Here is a 13,951-nt window from a genome sequence, read left to right as displayed (position 1 = left end):
ATGCGGTAGAGCATGTCTCGCCTCTGGCGCACTGCGTGAGGTGCTGCTGGAAAATCTATGACCAATAACTATACGTCCGAAAATATTGAAGTGTTGTCGGGCTTGGACCCGGTGCGTAAGCGCCCGGGCATGTACACCGATACTTCGCGCCCCAACCACCTTGCCCAGGAAGTGATCGATAACTCGGTGGATGAAGCGCTGGCAGGCCACGCCAAATCGATCAAAGTCACCCTATTCAAAGATGGCGGCGTGGAAGTGGAGGATGATGGTCGCGGCATGCCCGTGGATATGCATCCGGTACAGAAAAAGCCCGGCGTGGAAGTGATTCTGTCCACCCTGCACTCCGGGGGTAAGTTCTCCAATAACAACTACCAGTTTAGTGGCGGTCTGCACGGCGTAGGTGTGTCGGTGGTTAACGCCTTGTCCACTAAGCTGGAAATTCTGGTCAAGCGCGATGGCCAACTGCACCGTATGGAATTCGGTGATGGCGAGAAACGCAGTGATCTGGAAGTAATCGATACGGTTGGTAAGCGCAATACCGGCACCATCTTGCGCTTCTGGCCAGACAGTCAGTATTTCGACTCGCCGAAAATATCGGTGAGCCGTCTCAAACATTTGCTGAGGGCTAAGGCGGTTCTCTGCCCCGGCTTGTTGGTGACGCTGGATAATCAGCAAACCGGTGAGAGCGATGCCTGGCAGTTTGATGATGGCTTGATTGAATATCTACTGGAGTCCAGTACCGGGTGGGAACGGGTTCCTGCGGAGCCGTTTAACGGTGCCATGAGCGCGGAAACAGAAGCGGTGGATTGGGCTGTCACCTGGCTACCTGAAGGCGGCGAACTGGTTCAGGAAGCCTATGTAAACCTGATCCCCACGGCCCAGGGCGGCACCCATGTAAACGGGCTGCGTTCCGGCCTGTTGGAGGCCATGCGCGAGTTCTGTGAATTTAGAAATTTGTTGCCCCGGGGAGTCAAGCTGACGCCGGAAGATATTTGGGACCGGGCGGCCTTCGTGCTTAGCGTGAAAATGCAGGACCCGCAATTCGCCGGGCAAACCAAAGAACGGTTGAGCTCCCGTCAGACCGCGGCGTTTGTTTCCGGGGTGGTAAAAGACGCCTTCTCTCTGTGGCTGAACCAACATACCGATGAGGCCGAGAAGCTGGCGGATCTGTGCATCAATAATGCCCAGAAGCGACTACGGGCCGCCAAAAAAGTCACCCGAAAAAAAGTCACCAGTGGCCCGGCTTTGCCCGGCAAACTGGCAGATTGCACCAGTGATGACCCTTCCCAGAGTGAGATTTTCCTGGTGGAAGGGGATTCGGCGGGCGGCAGTGCCAAGCAGGCCCGAGATCGGGTTTATCAGGCGATTATGCCGCTGCGAGGCAAGATCATGAATACCTGGGAAGTGGATTCCAACGAGGTCTTGGGTAGCCAGGAAATTCACGATATCGCGGTGGCGCTTGGCATCGAGCCGGGCAGTGATGATCTCAGCAGCCTGCGTTACGGCAAGGTGTGTATCCTTGCGGATGCGGACTCTGATGGTTTGCACATTGCCACGCTGATCTGCGCGCTGTTTCTGCGTCATTTCCCCGCATTGGTGAAACAGGGCCATGTATTTGTGGCGATGCCGCCGTTGTATCGCATCGATGTGGGCAAAGAAGTCTATTACGCCCTGGACAAGCAAGAGCGTGATGGCGTGCTGGATCGCATCAAGGCGGAGAAAAAACGCGGCAAGGTCAACGTAACCCGCTTTAAAGGGCTGGGTGAAATGAACCCGTTGCAATTGCGCGAAACCACCATGGCCCGCGATACCCGCCGCCTGGTGCGCTTGGATGTGTCCACCGACGACGGCACTCACCAGCTGATGGACATGCTGCTAAGCAAAAAACGGGCTTCTGATCGCAAGGTTTGGCTGGAAGAAAAAGGCAACCTGGCAGAGATATAGACGCTGACACGCGACACGCCACCGCGCTCTAAGGCTGCATGTGCTGAAAGATGTAAGCATGATGGTTGTGCTGGCTTTTAAATGGGTTCGAACTTAAAAATAGAGCAGCTGACGTGCTGCGTTGATTGCAGAAAGGCAATGCAGAAAATGTGTTGCGTGACGCTATTAGCGTGCAGGCCAGCGAGTATAGCGAGCAAAAATGGCTGACGAATTTGAAAGTTTTCCGTTAAAGGAATACACCGAAAAAGCGTATCTGGATTACTCCATGTACGTGATTCTAGATCGGGCTTTGCCCAATATTGGCGATGGTCTGAAGCCGGTGCAGCGGCGCATTGTTTACGCTATGAGCGAGCTGGGTCTTAAAAATACGGCCAAATACAAAAAATCGGCCCGTACCGTGGGTGATGTATTGGGTAAGTATCACCCCCATGGTGATTCGGCCTGTTACGAAGCCATGGTGTTGATGGCCCAGCCGTTCAGTTATCGCTATCCGCTGGTGGATGGCCAGGGTAATTGGGGCAGCGCAGACGATCCAAAATCTTTTGCTGCCATGCGTTATACCGAGTCCAAATTGGCACCGTATGCGGAAGTGCTATTGTCCGAGTTGGGGCAGGGGACAGTGGAGTGGCTGCCTAATTTTGATGGCACCATGGATGAGCCTAAGTTGTTGCCAGCTCGCTTGCCCAATGTGTTACTCAATGGCACTACGGGTATCGCGGTGGGCATGAGTACCGATATTCCACCGCATAATTTGCGCGAAGTAGCCAATGCCTGCATCCATTTGCTGAAAGATCCCGGCGCCTCGCTGGATGATTTGATGCAATACATTCAGGGCCCGGACTTCCCTACCGAAGCAGAAGTAATCACCCCAATCAACGACATCATTCGCATGTATGCACAGGGCAAAGGCTCTCTCAAGCAGCGCGCGGTGTATGAGCGTGAAGAGGGTGATATTGTGGTGACGGCGCTGCCGTATCAGGTGTCTGGCGCCAAGGTGCTGGAACAAATCGCGGACCAAATGAACAAGAAAAAGCTGCCCATGGTCAGCGATCTGCGTGATGAATCCGACCACGAAAACCCCACCCGACTGGTGATCACGCCGCGCTCTAATCGGGTGGATGTGGAACAGTTGATGAGCCACCTTTTTGCCAGCACTGACCTGGAGAAAAACTACCGGGTTAATCTGAACATGATCGGCATCGATGGCCGCCCCCAGGTGAAAAGCCTGGACATGATTCTCAACGAATGGCTGCAGTTCCGCATGGTGACGGTGCGTCGCCGGTTGCAACACCGCCTCGATAAAGTACTGGAACGTTTGCACATTTTGGAAGGCTTACTGGCAGCATTCCTTAATATCGATGAAGTGATTCACATCATCCGTACCGAGGATGCGCCAAAGCCGGTATTGATGGAGCGCTTTGGTGTCAGTGATCGCCAGGCAGAAGCAATTCTGGAATTGAAGCTGCGCCACCTGGCGAAATTGGAAGAAATGAAAATTCGCGGTGAGCAAGATGAGCTCAACGAAGAACGCGAATACTTGGAAACCACTTTGGGCTCCATGGCGAAAATGAAGAAGCTGGTCGCCAAGGAATTGAAGGATGACGCCGAGAAATATGGCGATGACCGTCGCTCTCCATTGGTGGAACGTGAGGACGCCAAGGCGTTGGATGAAAGCGATCTGCTCAGTGCCGATCCGATAACGGTAGTGCTCTCGGAAAAAGGCTGGGTGCGAGCCGCTAAAGGCCATGAAGTGGATGTGGAAGGGCTGAGTTACAAGGCCGGTGATAAGTACAAGGCTTGCGCCAAAGGTAAATCTAACCAGTCGGTGTGCTTTATCGACAGCACTGGGCGAACCTATTCTTTGCCCGCACATACTCTACCCAGTGCGCGGGGGCAGGGTGAGCCACTGTCTGGCCGAGTGAGCCCACCCTCCGGTGCCAGCTTTATGGCAGCAGTGATGGGTAAAGACAAGGACGCGTACCTGATGAGCACCGATGCAGGTTACGGTTTCGTGGTGCGTTATGCGGATTTGTTGGCCAACAAGAAAGCCGGTAAGACGGTACTTAATGTGCCTAAAGGCGCGCGTGTATTGCCGCCACAACCGATTGCCTCAACCACAGATGATTTGATTGCCCTGGTGTCAAACGAAGGCCGGTTGTTGGTATTCCCCGTAAGCGAGTTGCCGGAAATGGTCCGCGGTAAGGGCAACAAGATGATGTCGATTCCCGGCGCCCGCGTGGCGGATCGGGTGGAGTTCGTACAGGATGTTCAAGTAGTTGGGCCGAATGACGCGTTGACCCTCTATGCGGGTAAGCGCCACCTGACCCTGAAAGCCAATGATCTGGAACACTACTATGGTGAGCGGGGGCGCCGTGGCGCGAAGCTGCCCCGTGGTTTCCAGAATGTGGACGCCATGGCCGTGGAGCGTAAGGGCTGATCGTGCGGGTGTAGACGGGATAAGGTCGGAAATGCGATCGGCCTTTTCTCGCTGTGCGCAGGGTATGCTGCTGTGGTGAGTGCTCCCTTAATGGTAAAGGTTCGCCGGGGTAATTTAGCGCGAACGCATAAAGATTAATCGTATTAACGAGGTTTTCGCGACATGCTGACGGGAATTCTTGCCATTGTTCTGTTGTTTCTCAACACAGTGATTTTAATTGGCCCGATGTTGTTGGTGGCACTTTTAAAGCTGGTGCTGCCTGGTGTTGCAACAAAGCGTGCCTGTTCAGCTACGGTCATGTGGATTGCGGAAAGCTGGGCGGAGATTTGTAAGGGAATTTTTACGCTGCTCACACCGACCCACTGGGATATTCGTGGAGCCGAAGCATTGCGCAAGGATACTTCTTACTTGGTGGTCAGCAACCATCAATCCTGGGTGGATATTCCGGCGCTAGTGCAGACCTTCAATCGCAAAACACCGTACTTTAAGTTTTTTCTGAAAAAAGAGCTGATCTGGGTGCCGTTCTTGGGGCTGGCCTTCTGGGCGTTGGATTACCCGTTCATGAAACGCTACAGCAAAGCGTTCCTGAAAAAGAACCCCGCATTGAAAGGGAAAGATTTGGAGATTACCCGGCGAGCCTGTGAGAAGTTCCAGGGTATCCCGGTGACCGTGGTGAATTTCTTGGAAGGCACCCGGTTTACCCCAGCGAAACATGCGGCACAGCAGTCCCCTTATCGTAATCTGCTCAAACCAAAGGCGGGTGGGGTAGCGTTTGTGTTGGCTGCGCTGGGCGATAACCTGGATGCGCTGCTGGATGTGACGGTGGTGTACCCGGATGGCGAGACACCGGGGTTCTGGGATTTGCTCAGTGGCAAGGTGCGAAGGGTCATTGTGGACGTGAGAACCTGCCCGTTAGAGCCGCGCCTGTGGCGTAGTGATTACCAGGAAGATCCAGTGTTTCGTGAAGAAATTCAGCAGTGGGTGAGCGAACTCTGGCAGCAAAAAGATGCGCGCATTGATGCGATTCGTCGCGAGCTCCAAGACGCTCAATAACCGCCAGCGGTGCCATCCGTAGGTGGCGTAGGTGTCAGCCCTCGGCCTGCCTTCGCGTCGGCGCTACCGCCTGATGTCGGGTTACGTCTTTGAGGTTAGCGTGCTCTTGGGTAACGCCGGCTGTCAGTCCGGTTATGCTAGGTTTCATTCGGCTTGCACGCCAAGGGCCGCTCAGGCCCCAGGCGTGGGCGGCTAACGGTTTAGAAACTCAGTGAAATGGCAAGGTAGGGCCCGCCAATATCCAGGTCGGTATCCAGATCATTCACGTCATCGAGCACGATATTCATGCGGCTGTACCCCAGCTCCAGCCCTAACAGATAATCCGAGCGCCAGCCTATCCGAGCGTTATAGTCATTCATTTTGCTGCCATCATAGGCAATGGCGTTTACTTCCCCTCCCATATACAGGCCGGATAGGGGCAGCTTCGCTCGGATGCCGCCATGGAGCATGGGGACGGTTTCATTAATGCTCAGGCTGGTTTCTTCCGTTGGGCCGTCGAGTTGAAGATCGCCGTCCATACGCCGCACGGTGAGGCCAAGGTCGACCTTAATAGCGTTGTTGAGAGGACTGAAATAAAGGGTTCCGTCTACCATTTCCAGGTCGAAATCAGTGGCTACCCGAGTATTGGCAACAAACGTTTGTCCGTTGAATTCAATGTTTCTGCTGATGATACTGCTGGCGCTATCGGATAGATCGATATAACGCAGGCGAACATTGGGCACCAGCGGTACGCTATGTTCCACGCCCAAATAAAGTACGTTTTGGTCCGCCTCATCGAAGCCTAGCTCATCTTGCATACTGATGTCCGATCCTCCAGACGCTACATGGCCTTCCAGTTCGGTGTCCCAAGTATAGCCACCCCCATAAATGGTCAGGCCGGGGGCTGCATGGGCGAAAGGGGCGGTGGTCAATAGCGCGGTAAGGAGTAAGCCGGCACGTTTCATGAAGGAGTCCTCATTATTCTGAATTTGTTCCAGTATTGCAGGTGTGGAGGGTGGCACCAAGTCCATGCGGAGTCTGCTATCATTACGAACATACCGTGTTAATTGTTTGTTAGTGCCTTAAGGTGCTGCCTGAACCGATGATGACCCTATGTTCCTTGATGAAATGCCTGGCAAATTTCGCTACCCGCAGCCGGAAGATGCTGAAGATAAAACGCTGTTGGCCGATATCCAGCGCAAGGGCTGGCACCACTTTGCCGTTTCCGGCGGTGATGGTCTGCCCGGTTATACGTTCAGCGTGGGGCACTTTCTCAATCTGAATCACCCGGAATTGATTGTGGTCGGCCTGAAAGACGCACTGGCCAGCAAATTGTTGGATAGCGCGGCGGTTCGTATTCGTGGGCTGAAAAAACCTTATCAGCCGTACCGCCTGTATAACGACATTGCCGATGGTCTTGAAGTGATGTTCTTGCCGGTGGCTTTTCCGCACTACAAGGAATATCTGGGTTTCGCTAACTGGTTCTACCAGAGCCTGCCGGCACCGTATCCGGCGTTGCAGATGGTCTGGCCAGATCCGAAAGGCGTGTTCCCTTGGCAGCCCGGTTATGATGCGCGTTTTCATCGTGCTCAGCCGTTGCTGGGTAAGGCTCCGGCCTCGCCGCTAGGCCAGCGTTAATAGTCTGTGGACGGCCCTTCCTGAGAGGGGGTATCTGTTTATGGAGAAAGAGAGAGCATCATGGCGAACTCACTGCAGAAGCAATTAATGAAAGCGGGGCTGGCGGACGAGAAAAAAGCCCGCAAGGCCAAGCAGCAGAAGCGCGAGGATGTAAACAAAGCCAAGCGCGGCGAAATCGAGATGGAAGATCCAGCAGATCGTGCCCGCCGCCTGCGCGAGGAAAAGGCCGAGGCAGACCGCCAGCGTGAGGCCCAGCGTAAGGCCGAGCGTGAAAAGAAAGAAATCGCCGCACAGATCAAGCAGATGATCGAGCAAAGTCGGCTAGAGCGAAATGGAGAGGTCGCCTTCCAGTTCGTGCAGGACAAGAAGATAAAAAAAGCCTACGTAACCGGTAACCAGCAGAAGCAATTGGAACGGGGGCAGATCGCCATTGTCGCCTTAGGTGAGAGCTTCGAGTTGGTGCCCACTGTGGTAGCGGAAAAGATTCGTCAACGGGACGAAGCTGCGGTGTTGTTGCTCAATGAGCGTGGCACTGAAACGGTGGACGAAGATGATCCCTATAAGGACTTTCCGATCCCTGACGATTTGATGTGGTAAGGCGTGCTGTACCTGCTACAAGCGACAGTCCAGGGTTCCGCAGATTCCTCCACTCACGTTTTCAACCAAGCAGGCCAGAGCCATGACCGTAACCCCTAAACTGGGCACCCGCCATTCCCTTGAAATCCTAAAGGTCATCCGCAATGGTTTGCTGCTCGATGGCGGCGAGCTGGGCGAGGTGCTGCTGCCGTCGCGGGAAGTGGAAAACCAGTCTCTGGCTCCCGGGGACAGTGTCATGGTGACGCTGTACAGTGACGGTGAAGCTCGCCCCATGGCGAGCTTGCGGACCCCGAGAATACAGCTTGGGCAGGTGGCGTTATTGAAAGTGGTGTCCACCAGCAAGATCGGTGCGTTTGTCGATTGGGGCATGCCTAAGGATTTGCTGCTGCCGTTTGCCGAACAGAAAGGTCCAGTGCGGGAAGAAAGCTGGGTGTTGGTGATGTTGACCACGGACCGGGAAGGACGACTGATGGTCAGCGCCCAACTGGACCGTTTCCTATCAGATACCTGCCAGGCGTATCAGCAGGGTGATGAGGTGTCGTTGGTAGCGGCGCACAGCACCGATCTGGGTTACAAGGTGGTGGTGGATGATCATGCCTGGGGGATGATTGCGGCCAGCGAGTTACGCGCCCCGCTGCGTCCGGGCCAGCGGGTGACCGGCTATGTGCAGCGTTTGCGTGAGGATCAGAAACTGAGCCTTTCCCTGAATGCGCCGGGGGCGGCCAAGAGTGATGGGCTAACGGAACAGATTCTGGCGGCGCTGGAAAACGCCGGCGGCGAGTTGCCACTGGGTGACAAGAGTTCGCCGGAAGTCATTTTTCAGACCTTCCGTTGCAGCAAGAATGCCTTCAAGCAAGCCATTGGCGGCCTCTACAAGGCCCGCCGGATTGTCATTGAGAAAGAACGTATCTTCTTTCCTGAAGGCGAATAGTGGATAGCGCCCCGACGTATTCCATCCGGGGCGCTATCCGCGTGACAATTAGAATCGATAGTCCATGTTCAGGCTGTATTTGCGAGCATCTCCGTAGTAACCCCCGTTATAAAACCCCAGGTTATTGAAGTACTTTTCGTCCGTCAGATTGCTCACGTTGGCGCCCACGGACAAGGTGGCGGTGACTTGGTAGCGGGCCATCAAATCCACCAGCGTGTAGCTTTCCTGAACGAACTTGTAGTCGGCGCTGGCCCCGGGGCGGGTTACGAACGCATAGGTTTTGTTCTGCCAAGATACTGCTGTGCCGATAGTCAGGCCGTTCAGGTCACCGCGGAAACGGTACTGGGTGGACAGACGAATCATGTCTTCCGGTGAGGTGGTGTTTAGCTCGTCGCCATCCGGATCTTCAGTAATGCGGTAGGTGTAGCCTGCCTGTACCTGCCAGCCAGGCAGAATCTCGCCGGCTGCTTCCAGCTCAACGCCATTGGTTTCGGCGCCATCCACGGCGCGGTAGGCCTCGGCGTTGGCTGGCCCGCCGGGAATGGGCTGGCCGGTGGATTCGGCCAGGTTATCCTGATTGATACGAAACACCGCGACGGTGGTGTTTAGACGGCCCTCATTGAGCTCACTCTTCAGGCCGGCTTCGTAACTGTTGCCTTCTTCCGGGGCAAGAATTTGATTGTTGATGTCGCGCACGGTTTGCGGTTGAAAGATGCGGGTGTAGCTGGCGTACACCGAGTGGTGATCGGTTAGGTCATAGACCACCCCCAGGTAGGGAACCACTTCGCCATTTTCCTGATAGGATTCGTCGTCAATCGGGCCTCGCCCGTTAAAGCCTGTGGTTTCTTGTTTCCAGTCCACAACTTGCCCGCCGGCAATAACAGCAAGACGATCAGTGGGTTTGAAGCGGGCGGTGGCGTACAGGCTTGTTTGGCTGCTGCTCTGGTCCTCCACGGTGGTTGGCGCGGCCCAGGCCGGTTTTGGAATGTCGCCATTCCAATTAAGCAGGTCCGGTACCACGTTATTGATACTGACCGGTGACTGGCCGGTGTAATCACTCTCGGCGTCCGAATAACTGGCACCCACCACCAGTTCATGTTGGCGGCCAAACAGTGCGAAGGGCCCGTTGGCGTAGACATCGAAAGTGTCCTGGGTTTTGTCTCTACATAGCGTCCGGCCCATAGTGTCTTGCCGCTGCCATCGCGATTAAGCTGGCCGCCACCGGCGGAGGCTAGCTGAGCGTCGTAGTTGCTCTGCTGATTATTGTAGGCAAACTTGCTGTACCAGCCGTTTTCGAAATGGTGCTCCAGGTTCAGGAAAATCGTCTGGGTATCCCGGGCCCAACGGCTCCAGTCGGTGGCCGGGTTCAGGTCGCGGTCCAGGTCGGCGATGCCGCCGTCGCTGTAGAACAGCGGGATGCCGCCCCAGGTGGAGCCCCTGGGGTCATGATCCATGTAGTCCATGCCCACGGTGAGCAAGGTGTTGTCGAACAGGTCAGCTTCGACCACCCCATAGAAGATCTGTTTGTCGTTTTCGTAGTGATCCAAAAAAGAGTCGCCCTGTTCGTAGGCGCTGACGAAGCGGCCCCGAACCCGGCCATTGTTGGACAGTGATCCGCTGGCATCGAATTCTCCGCGATAACCATCCCAGCTGTTTAGCTCCACACCCACTTGGCCAGTAAAATCACGGGTAGGTTTTTTGCGTACCAGGTTCACGGTGGCAGAGGGCTCGCCAATGCCGTTGAGCAGCCCGCTGGCGCCGCGCAATACTTCGATGCGGTCGTAGATGAACGTATCGGAAAGGACGGCTTGTTTCGCCTGGCCGGCCCGCGTGGAGGGAATGCCGTCATAGAGGAAGTTGGTGATGTCAAAGCCACGGGCAGACAGTTGCAGGCGTTCTGTGTCCAGTGTTTTTACGGTCACCCCCGGGGTGCGTCGCATGACATCAGCCACACTGTTGAGGTTGAAGTCGTCCATTTGCTGGCGGGTTATCACGGAAACGGATTGCGGTGTTTCACGGGGTGACAGCACCATGCGGGTCGCGGTATTGGTGGCGTTGGTGCCATATCGATCGGTGCCTTCGGTGGTCATACTGGCATCATGCTTATCCATGCCACTGGTGCTGACATGGATATCGCCCAGTGTATGTGCCTCGCTATCGGTTATGGTGTCGGAATATGCCGCGCCGGATGCCAGCATAAGGCTGGCCAGGGTGGAAAAACGCAAATCAAACATGGTTCCCCCAGTAATGAATAGTATGCAGTAGCGATGCACGCAGGGTATGCGGACATCGGGAAGGTGATAGCTGGGGGGAGCCTGGCGAGAATCACTCAATGTAAATGATAATGGTTTACATTTTTAAATCAAAGTAGCCATGGAGCTATCTGTGAGGCCGGGACGATGATTATGCTGTAGGCGCTGTAGCGGCGGAGATAAGCGCAGAAGCCCTGCCACAAAGTGATGGCCCTCGCCTTTTTGCATGGGTAAGGTTTGCCATACTATTTCTCTCTGAATAGAGATGATTGACGATAATTAAGGAGTAACTATGAACGCTTTCCGTTTTGGCCTGATGGGGGCCTCTTTGTGTTTGGTTTTGAGTGCGCCGGCCCAGGCGTTTGACCTGAAGTCCATAACTGATTCGGCTAACAAGGCCGTGAGTGACGCCTCTGACAAGGCTTCCTCCAGCGTGAATCAGGCCAATGAAGCTGCCACCGGTGCCATGGATAGCGCCAACAGTCAGCTGGCAGTGACCGGTGAAGCCAAGGCATTAGTGGACTCTCTCTCAACCGACCTAGGCGTCACGCAGCAACAGGCGGCAGGCGGTGCCGGTGCCTTGCTGGCTATGGCCCAGAGCAACCTGTCAGATGATCAGTTCAGCGGCATCATGAACAAGGTGCCGGGTTTGGATTCGCTGCTGGGTAGTGGTGGTGGCGTGGCGTCTTCCATGCTGGGTAATATTTCGTCCCTGCAGGGCGTATCCACAGCCTTTAGCGCCCTAGGTCTGAGCCCGGAAATGATCTCCCAGTTCGCACCGAAAATTCTCGGCTTTCTGGATGGGGAAGGCGTTGGCGCCACTGCCTTGAACAGCCTGAAAGGTGTGTGGGGTGTGGCAGGTTAAGGTGTGATTGAGCGGCGCCTTATGCCGTATTGACGGGCTGTTGGCAGGCAGGGTGGGGACTTTCGCCTTGTCTGCGTTGTTGAGTAATTCATGGATTCATTGTCACAGGCCGTGTTGGGCGCCTCTGTGGGCGGCGCCGTTCTTTCCCGGCCTCTGGGTCGCTGGGCTTTACTCGGTGGTGCACTGCTGGGGACCTTACCCGATCTGGATGTGTTGATTGACTACGGCGATGCGGTAGTTAATTTCACTGAACATCGCGGCTTCAGTCATTCCCTGTTGGTGTTGCTGCCCGTCTCTTTTTTACTGGCCGTTTGCCTCGCTCGCTGGCAGACGCGGATTTCCCTATGGCGTTGGTGGTTATTCACCGGCTTGTGCCTGATAACCCATCCGTTGCTGGATACATTCACTACCTATGGCACGCAACTATTCTGGCCCCTAGGTGACCCGGTGGCCATTAGTAGTGTCTTCATTATCGATCCGTTTTATACCTTGCCGCTGCTGATTGGCGTGCTGTGGACGATAGCAAAACCGTCGTCGTCACGGGTGCTGATCGGCGGCTTGGTGCTGTCCTCGTTGTATCTGGTCTGGAGCCTGGTTGCCCAGTATGCGATGACCCAGCGAGTCATGCCGGCCCTGGCTGAACGCGGACTTTCAGAGGCGCCACGATTAGTGCAGCCAATGCCGTTCTCCACTTTGCTGTGGCGGATCACCGTGCTGGGTGAGCAACAGAGGCTAGAAATTCTCACCGGCCTTCTCGATCAGGATGTGCCGTTGCAGGTGGAATCATTTCCCCGCGATGCGTCACGGTTGGCAGCGATTGAGGCGCTTCCCGCGGGGCAAGCTCTATTGCACTTTACCCGAGGTTTTGTGGCGGTAGAGGTGCATGGTGATGAGCTGCTGGCCACGGATATTCGTCTTGGGCTACCTGGGCTGCATCCATTCCAGTTTGTTTTGGCTACCCGCCAAGGGGCAGAGTGGCAGCCCTTAATGGCCACCCGCCGGGTACTTCGACCGATGACACATCCGCAGGCCTGGCCGGCACTGTTGTCTCGCACCCTGTCGCGTCCGCCGGGGTTGTGTTTGTCTACCTTGTCAGCGGCGGTGGATGGTCGCGGTTGCCGTTAATCCCACAGTAAAGGCGCTCATGGATGCGGCTGTAACGGTTTCTTTCGTCGCTGGTGATGGTGGCAGAGCCATTCAACCCGGGCATTATCGGGGTTAGTCCCAGCCAGCAAGAACCAGTTTCCCCACTGTGTTGCCAGACTCCAGCCGCCGGTGGGCTTCTTTCAGGTTGGCGGCATTAATGGTGCCCAGGCCTTCGCTGACGGTGGTCTGGACTGTGCCTTGATCCACTAGTTCGCTGAGCCGGGTAAGGATGTCGCCTTGATGCTGCATGTCGGTAGCGAACATGGCGCGGGTGAACATGAATTCCCAGCTGAAGCGCGCGCTCTTGGCCTTAAGGGGGTTCAGGTCGAGAGGCGCACGGGCGTCGACGATAGCGCAGATGCCTCCCAGCGGTGCGACGGCTTGGCAGGCAGTGGCCCAATAGTCGTCCAGATTTTGGGTAATGAAGATGCCGTCAATCTGCGGGCAACCAATGGCGTCCAGCTGTGCTAGTAATGGCTTGCGGTAGTCCACGATATGATGAGCGCCGAGGCTTTGACACCAGTTGGCAGAGGTTTCGCGACCCGCAGTGGTGATCACCTTAAGACCAAAATAGTGGGCGGCTAGCTGGATAGCGATGGACCCCACTCCTCCTGCGCCACCGATCACCAGCACACTTTTCCCCTCACACTCTCCGGCTTGAAAACCGAGCTGATCTTCCAGGGCCTCCCAGGCGGTTAGTGTGGTGAGGGGGAGTGCAGCCGCTTCTTGCATGCCCAGGCTATTCGGTTTTTTTGCCACTAGCCGTTCATCAACACACTGGTACTGGGCATTGCTGCCCTGGCGTTGCACGGCGCCGGCATACCAGACCCGGTCGCCGACGTTGAAGTTTTCCACTTCCTCGCCCACCGCTTCCACCACGCCGGCAGCATCAAACCCCAGTACCCGGTAACCGGGCTGCTCCAGGGGGCGTTGGCGAAGCTTGGTATCAATGGGGTTGACCGAGATAGCGTGTACGGCCACCAGTAGGTCCCGGGGGGCGGGCGAGGGAAGGTCCAGCTGGATGTCCTCCAGGGCGTGTACATCTTCTATGGCTCTGGGCCGATTGAATCCAATGGCTTTCATTCTGGCTCCCTCGTGGATCGCTAACG

11 protein-coding genes and 1 pseudogene are annotated in these 13,951 nt (G+C 55.7%); 8 read left to right on the top strand and 4 right to left on the bottom strand.

The window, feature by feature from the left end; translation table 11 throughout:
* Nucleotides 1-57 precede the first annotated feature (57 nt).
* The 3 genes from parE to ABO_RS12735 all read left to right on the top strand — a co-directional run bounded on the left by parE (nt 58) and on the right by ABO_RS12735 (nt 5,434).
* Nucleotides 58-1,944, top strand: coding sequence for a DNA topoisomerase IV subunit B (gene parE, locus ABO_RS12745; RefSeq protein WP_011589766.1), 1,887 nt, complete (start codon nt 58-60; stop codon nt 1,942-1,944).
* A 199-nt stretch (nt 1,945-2,143) separates the two neighbouring features.
* On the top strand, nt 2,144-4,381 hold the full coding sequence (gene parC, locus ABO_RS12740) for a DNA topoisomerase IV subunit A (RefSeq protein ID WP_011589765.1): 2,238 nt from the start codon (nt 2,144-2,146) through the stop codon (nt 4,379-4,381).
* Between the two features lie 162 nt (nt 4,382-4,543).
* The gene (locus ABO_RS12735; protein WP_011589764.1) at nt 4,544-5,434 is read left to right on the top strand and encodes an acyltransferase; all 891 of its coding nucleotides are present in this window, start codon (nt 4,544-4,546) and stop codon (nt 5,432-5,434) included.
* A 200-nt stretch (nt 5,435-5,634) separates the two neighbouring features.
* Here the strand turns inward: ABO_RS12735 and ABO_RS12730 are convergent, their stop codons facing one another.
* Nucleotides 5,635-6,378 carry a TIGR04219 family outer membrane beta-barrel protein gene (locus tag ABO_RS12730; protein WP_041705610.1) on the bottom strand — a complete coding sequence of 248 codons (744 nt, stop codon included), beginning with the start codon at nt 6,376-6,378 and terminating at the stop codon, nt 5,635-5,637.
* A 148-nt stretch (nt 6,379-6,526) separates the two neighbouring features.
* On the opposite strand from ABO_RS12730, the gene ABO_RS12725 reads away from it, so the two are divergent.
* The 3 genes from ABO_RS12725 to ABO_RS12715 all read left to right on the top strand — a co-directional run bounded on the left by ABO_RS12725 (nt 6,527) and on the right by ABO_RS12715 (nt 8,579).
* Entirely contained in the window at nt 6,527-7,051 is a 525-nt protein-coding gene (locus tag ABO_RS12725; RefSeq protein ID WP_011589762.1) for a DUF4262 domain-containing protein, read from the top strand.
* Nucleotides 7,052-7,111: 60 nt separating this feature from the next.
* Nucleotides 7,112-7,648 carry a DUF2058 domain-containing protein gene (locus ABO_RS12720; RefSeq protein ID WP_011589761.1) on the top strand — a complete coding sequence of 179 codons (537 nt, stop codon included), beginning with the start codon at nt 7,112-7,114 and terminating at the stop codon, nt 7,646-7,648.
* Nucleotides 7,649-7,730: 82 nt separating this feature from the next.
* Entirely contained in the window at nt 7,731-8,579 is an 849-nt protein-coding gene (locus ABO_RS12715; RefSeq protein ID WP_011589760.1) for a CvfB family protein, read from the top strand.
* 48 nt (nt 8,580-8,627) lie between these two features.
* On the opposite strand, the gene ABO_RS14595 is transcribed toward ABO_RS12715, so the two are convergent.
* Nucleotides 8,628-9,761 carry a TonB-dependent siderophore receptor gene (locus ABO_RS14595; protein ID WP_011589759.1) on the bottom strand — a complete coding sequence of 378 codons (1,134 nt, stop codon included), beginning with the start codon at nt 9,759-9,761 and terminating at the stop codon, nt 8,628-8,630.
* Nucleotides 9,762-10,360: 599 nt separating this feature from the next.
* Nucleotides 10,361-10,555, bottom strand: a pseudogene (locus tag ABO_RS14590) (TonB-dependent receptor plug domain-containing protein); the annotation flags it as partial.
* A 568-nt stretch (nt 10,556-11,123) separates the two neighbouring features.
* Here ABO_RS14590 and ABO_RS12705 point away from each other — a divergent pair.
* Nucleotides 11,124-11,696, top strand: a complete 573-nt coding sequence (locus ABO_RS12705; protein ID WP_011589757.1) for a DUF2780 domain-containing protein — start codon at nt 11,124-11,126, stop codon at nt 11,694-11,696.
* 90 nt (nt 11,697-11,786) lie between these two features.
* Nucleotides 11,787-12,821: a metal-dependent hydrolase gene (locus ABO_RS12700; protein ID WP_011589756.1), complete on the top strand. Its 1,035-nt coding sequence runs from the start codon at nt 11,787-11,789 to the stop codon at nt 12,819-12,821.
* Between the two features lie 93 nt (nt 12,822-12,914).
* On the opposite strand, the gene ABO_RS12695 is transcribed toward ABO_RS12700, so the two are convergent.
* Complete coding sequence (locus ABO_RS12695; protein ID WP_011589755.1) at nt 12,915-13,925, bottom strand: zinc-binding alcohol dehydrogenase family protein; 1,011 nt, start codon at nt 13,923-13,925, stop codon at nt 12,915-12,917.
* Between the last annotated feature and the right edge of the window lie 26 nt (nt 13,926-13,951).

The organism is Alcanivorax borkumensis SK2 (genome assembly GCF_000009365.1).
GTDB lineage: Bacteria > Pseudomonadota > Gammaproteobacteria > Pseudomonadales > Alcanivoracaceae > Alcanivorax > Alcanivorax borkumensis.
The sequence above is the reverse complement of the archived record's forward strand: the minus strand, read 5'-3'. Positions and strand labels throughout refer to the sequence as shown.

What these genes read in the sequence shown, in the direction of transcription:
- parE (WP_011589766.1), top strand. Translation starts at nt 58, where the DNA reads ATGACCAATAACTATACGTCCGAAAATATTGAAGTGTTGTCGGGCTTG.
- parC (WP_011589765.1), top strand. Translation starts at nt 2,144, where the DNA reads ATGGCTGACGAATTTGAAAGTTTTCCGTTAAAGGAATACACCGAAAAA.
- ABO_RS12735 (WP_011589764.1), top strand. Translation starts at nt 4,544, where the DNA reads ATGCTGACGGGAATTCTTGCCATTGTTCTGTTGTTTCTCAACACAGTG.
- ABO_RS12730 (WP_041705610.1), bottom strand. Translation starts at nt 6,378, where the DNA reads ATGAAACGTGCCGGCTTACTCCTTACCGCGCTATTGACCACCGCCCCT.
- ABO_RS12725 (WP_011589762.1), top strand. Translation starts at nt 6,527, where the DNA reads ATGTTCCTTGATGAAATGCCTGGCAAATTTCGCTACCCGCAGCCGGAA.
- ABO_RS12720 (WP_011589761.1), top strand. Translation starts at nt 7,112, where the DNA reads ATGGCGAACTCACTGCAGAAGCAATTAATGAAAGCGGGGCTGGCGGAC.
- ABO_RS12715 (WP_011589760.1), top strand. Translation starts at nt 7,731, where the DNA reads ATGACCGTAACCCCTAAACTGGGCACCCGCCATTCCCTTGAAATCCTA.
- ABO_RS14595 (WP_011589759.1), bottom strand. Translation starts at nt 9,761, where the DNA reads ATGGGCCGGACGCTATGTAGAGACAAAACCCAGGACACTTTCGATGTC.
- ABO_RS12705 (WP_011589757.1), top strand. Translation starts at nt 11,124, where the DNA reads ATGAACGCTTTCCGTTTTGGCCTGATGGGGGCCTCTTTGTGTTTGGTT.
- ABO_RS12700 (WP_011589756.1), top strand. Translation starts at nt 11,787, where the DNA reads ATGGATTCATTGTCACAGGCCGTGTTGGGCGCCTCTGTGGGCGGCGCC.
- ABO_RS12695 (WP_011589755.1), bottom strand. Translation starts at nt 13,925, where the DNA reads ATGAAAGCCATTGGATTCAATCGGCCCAGAGCCATAGAAGATGTACAC.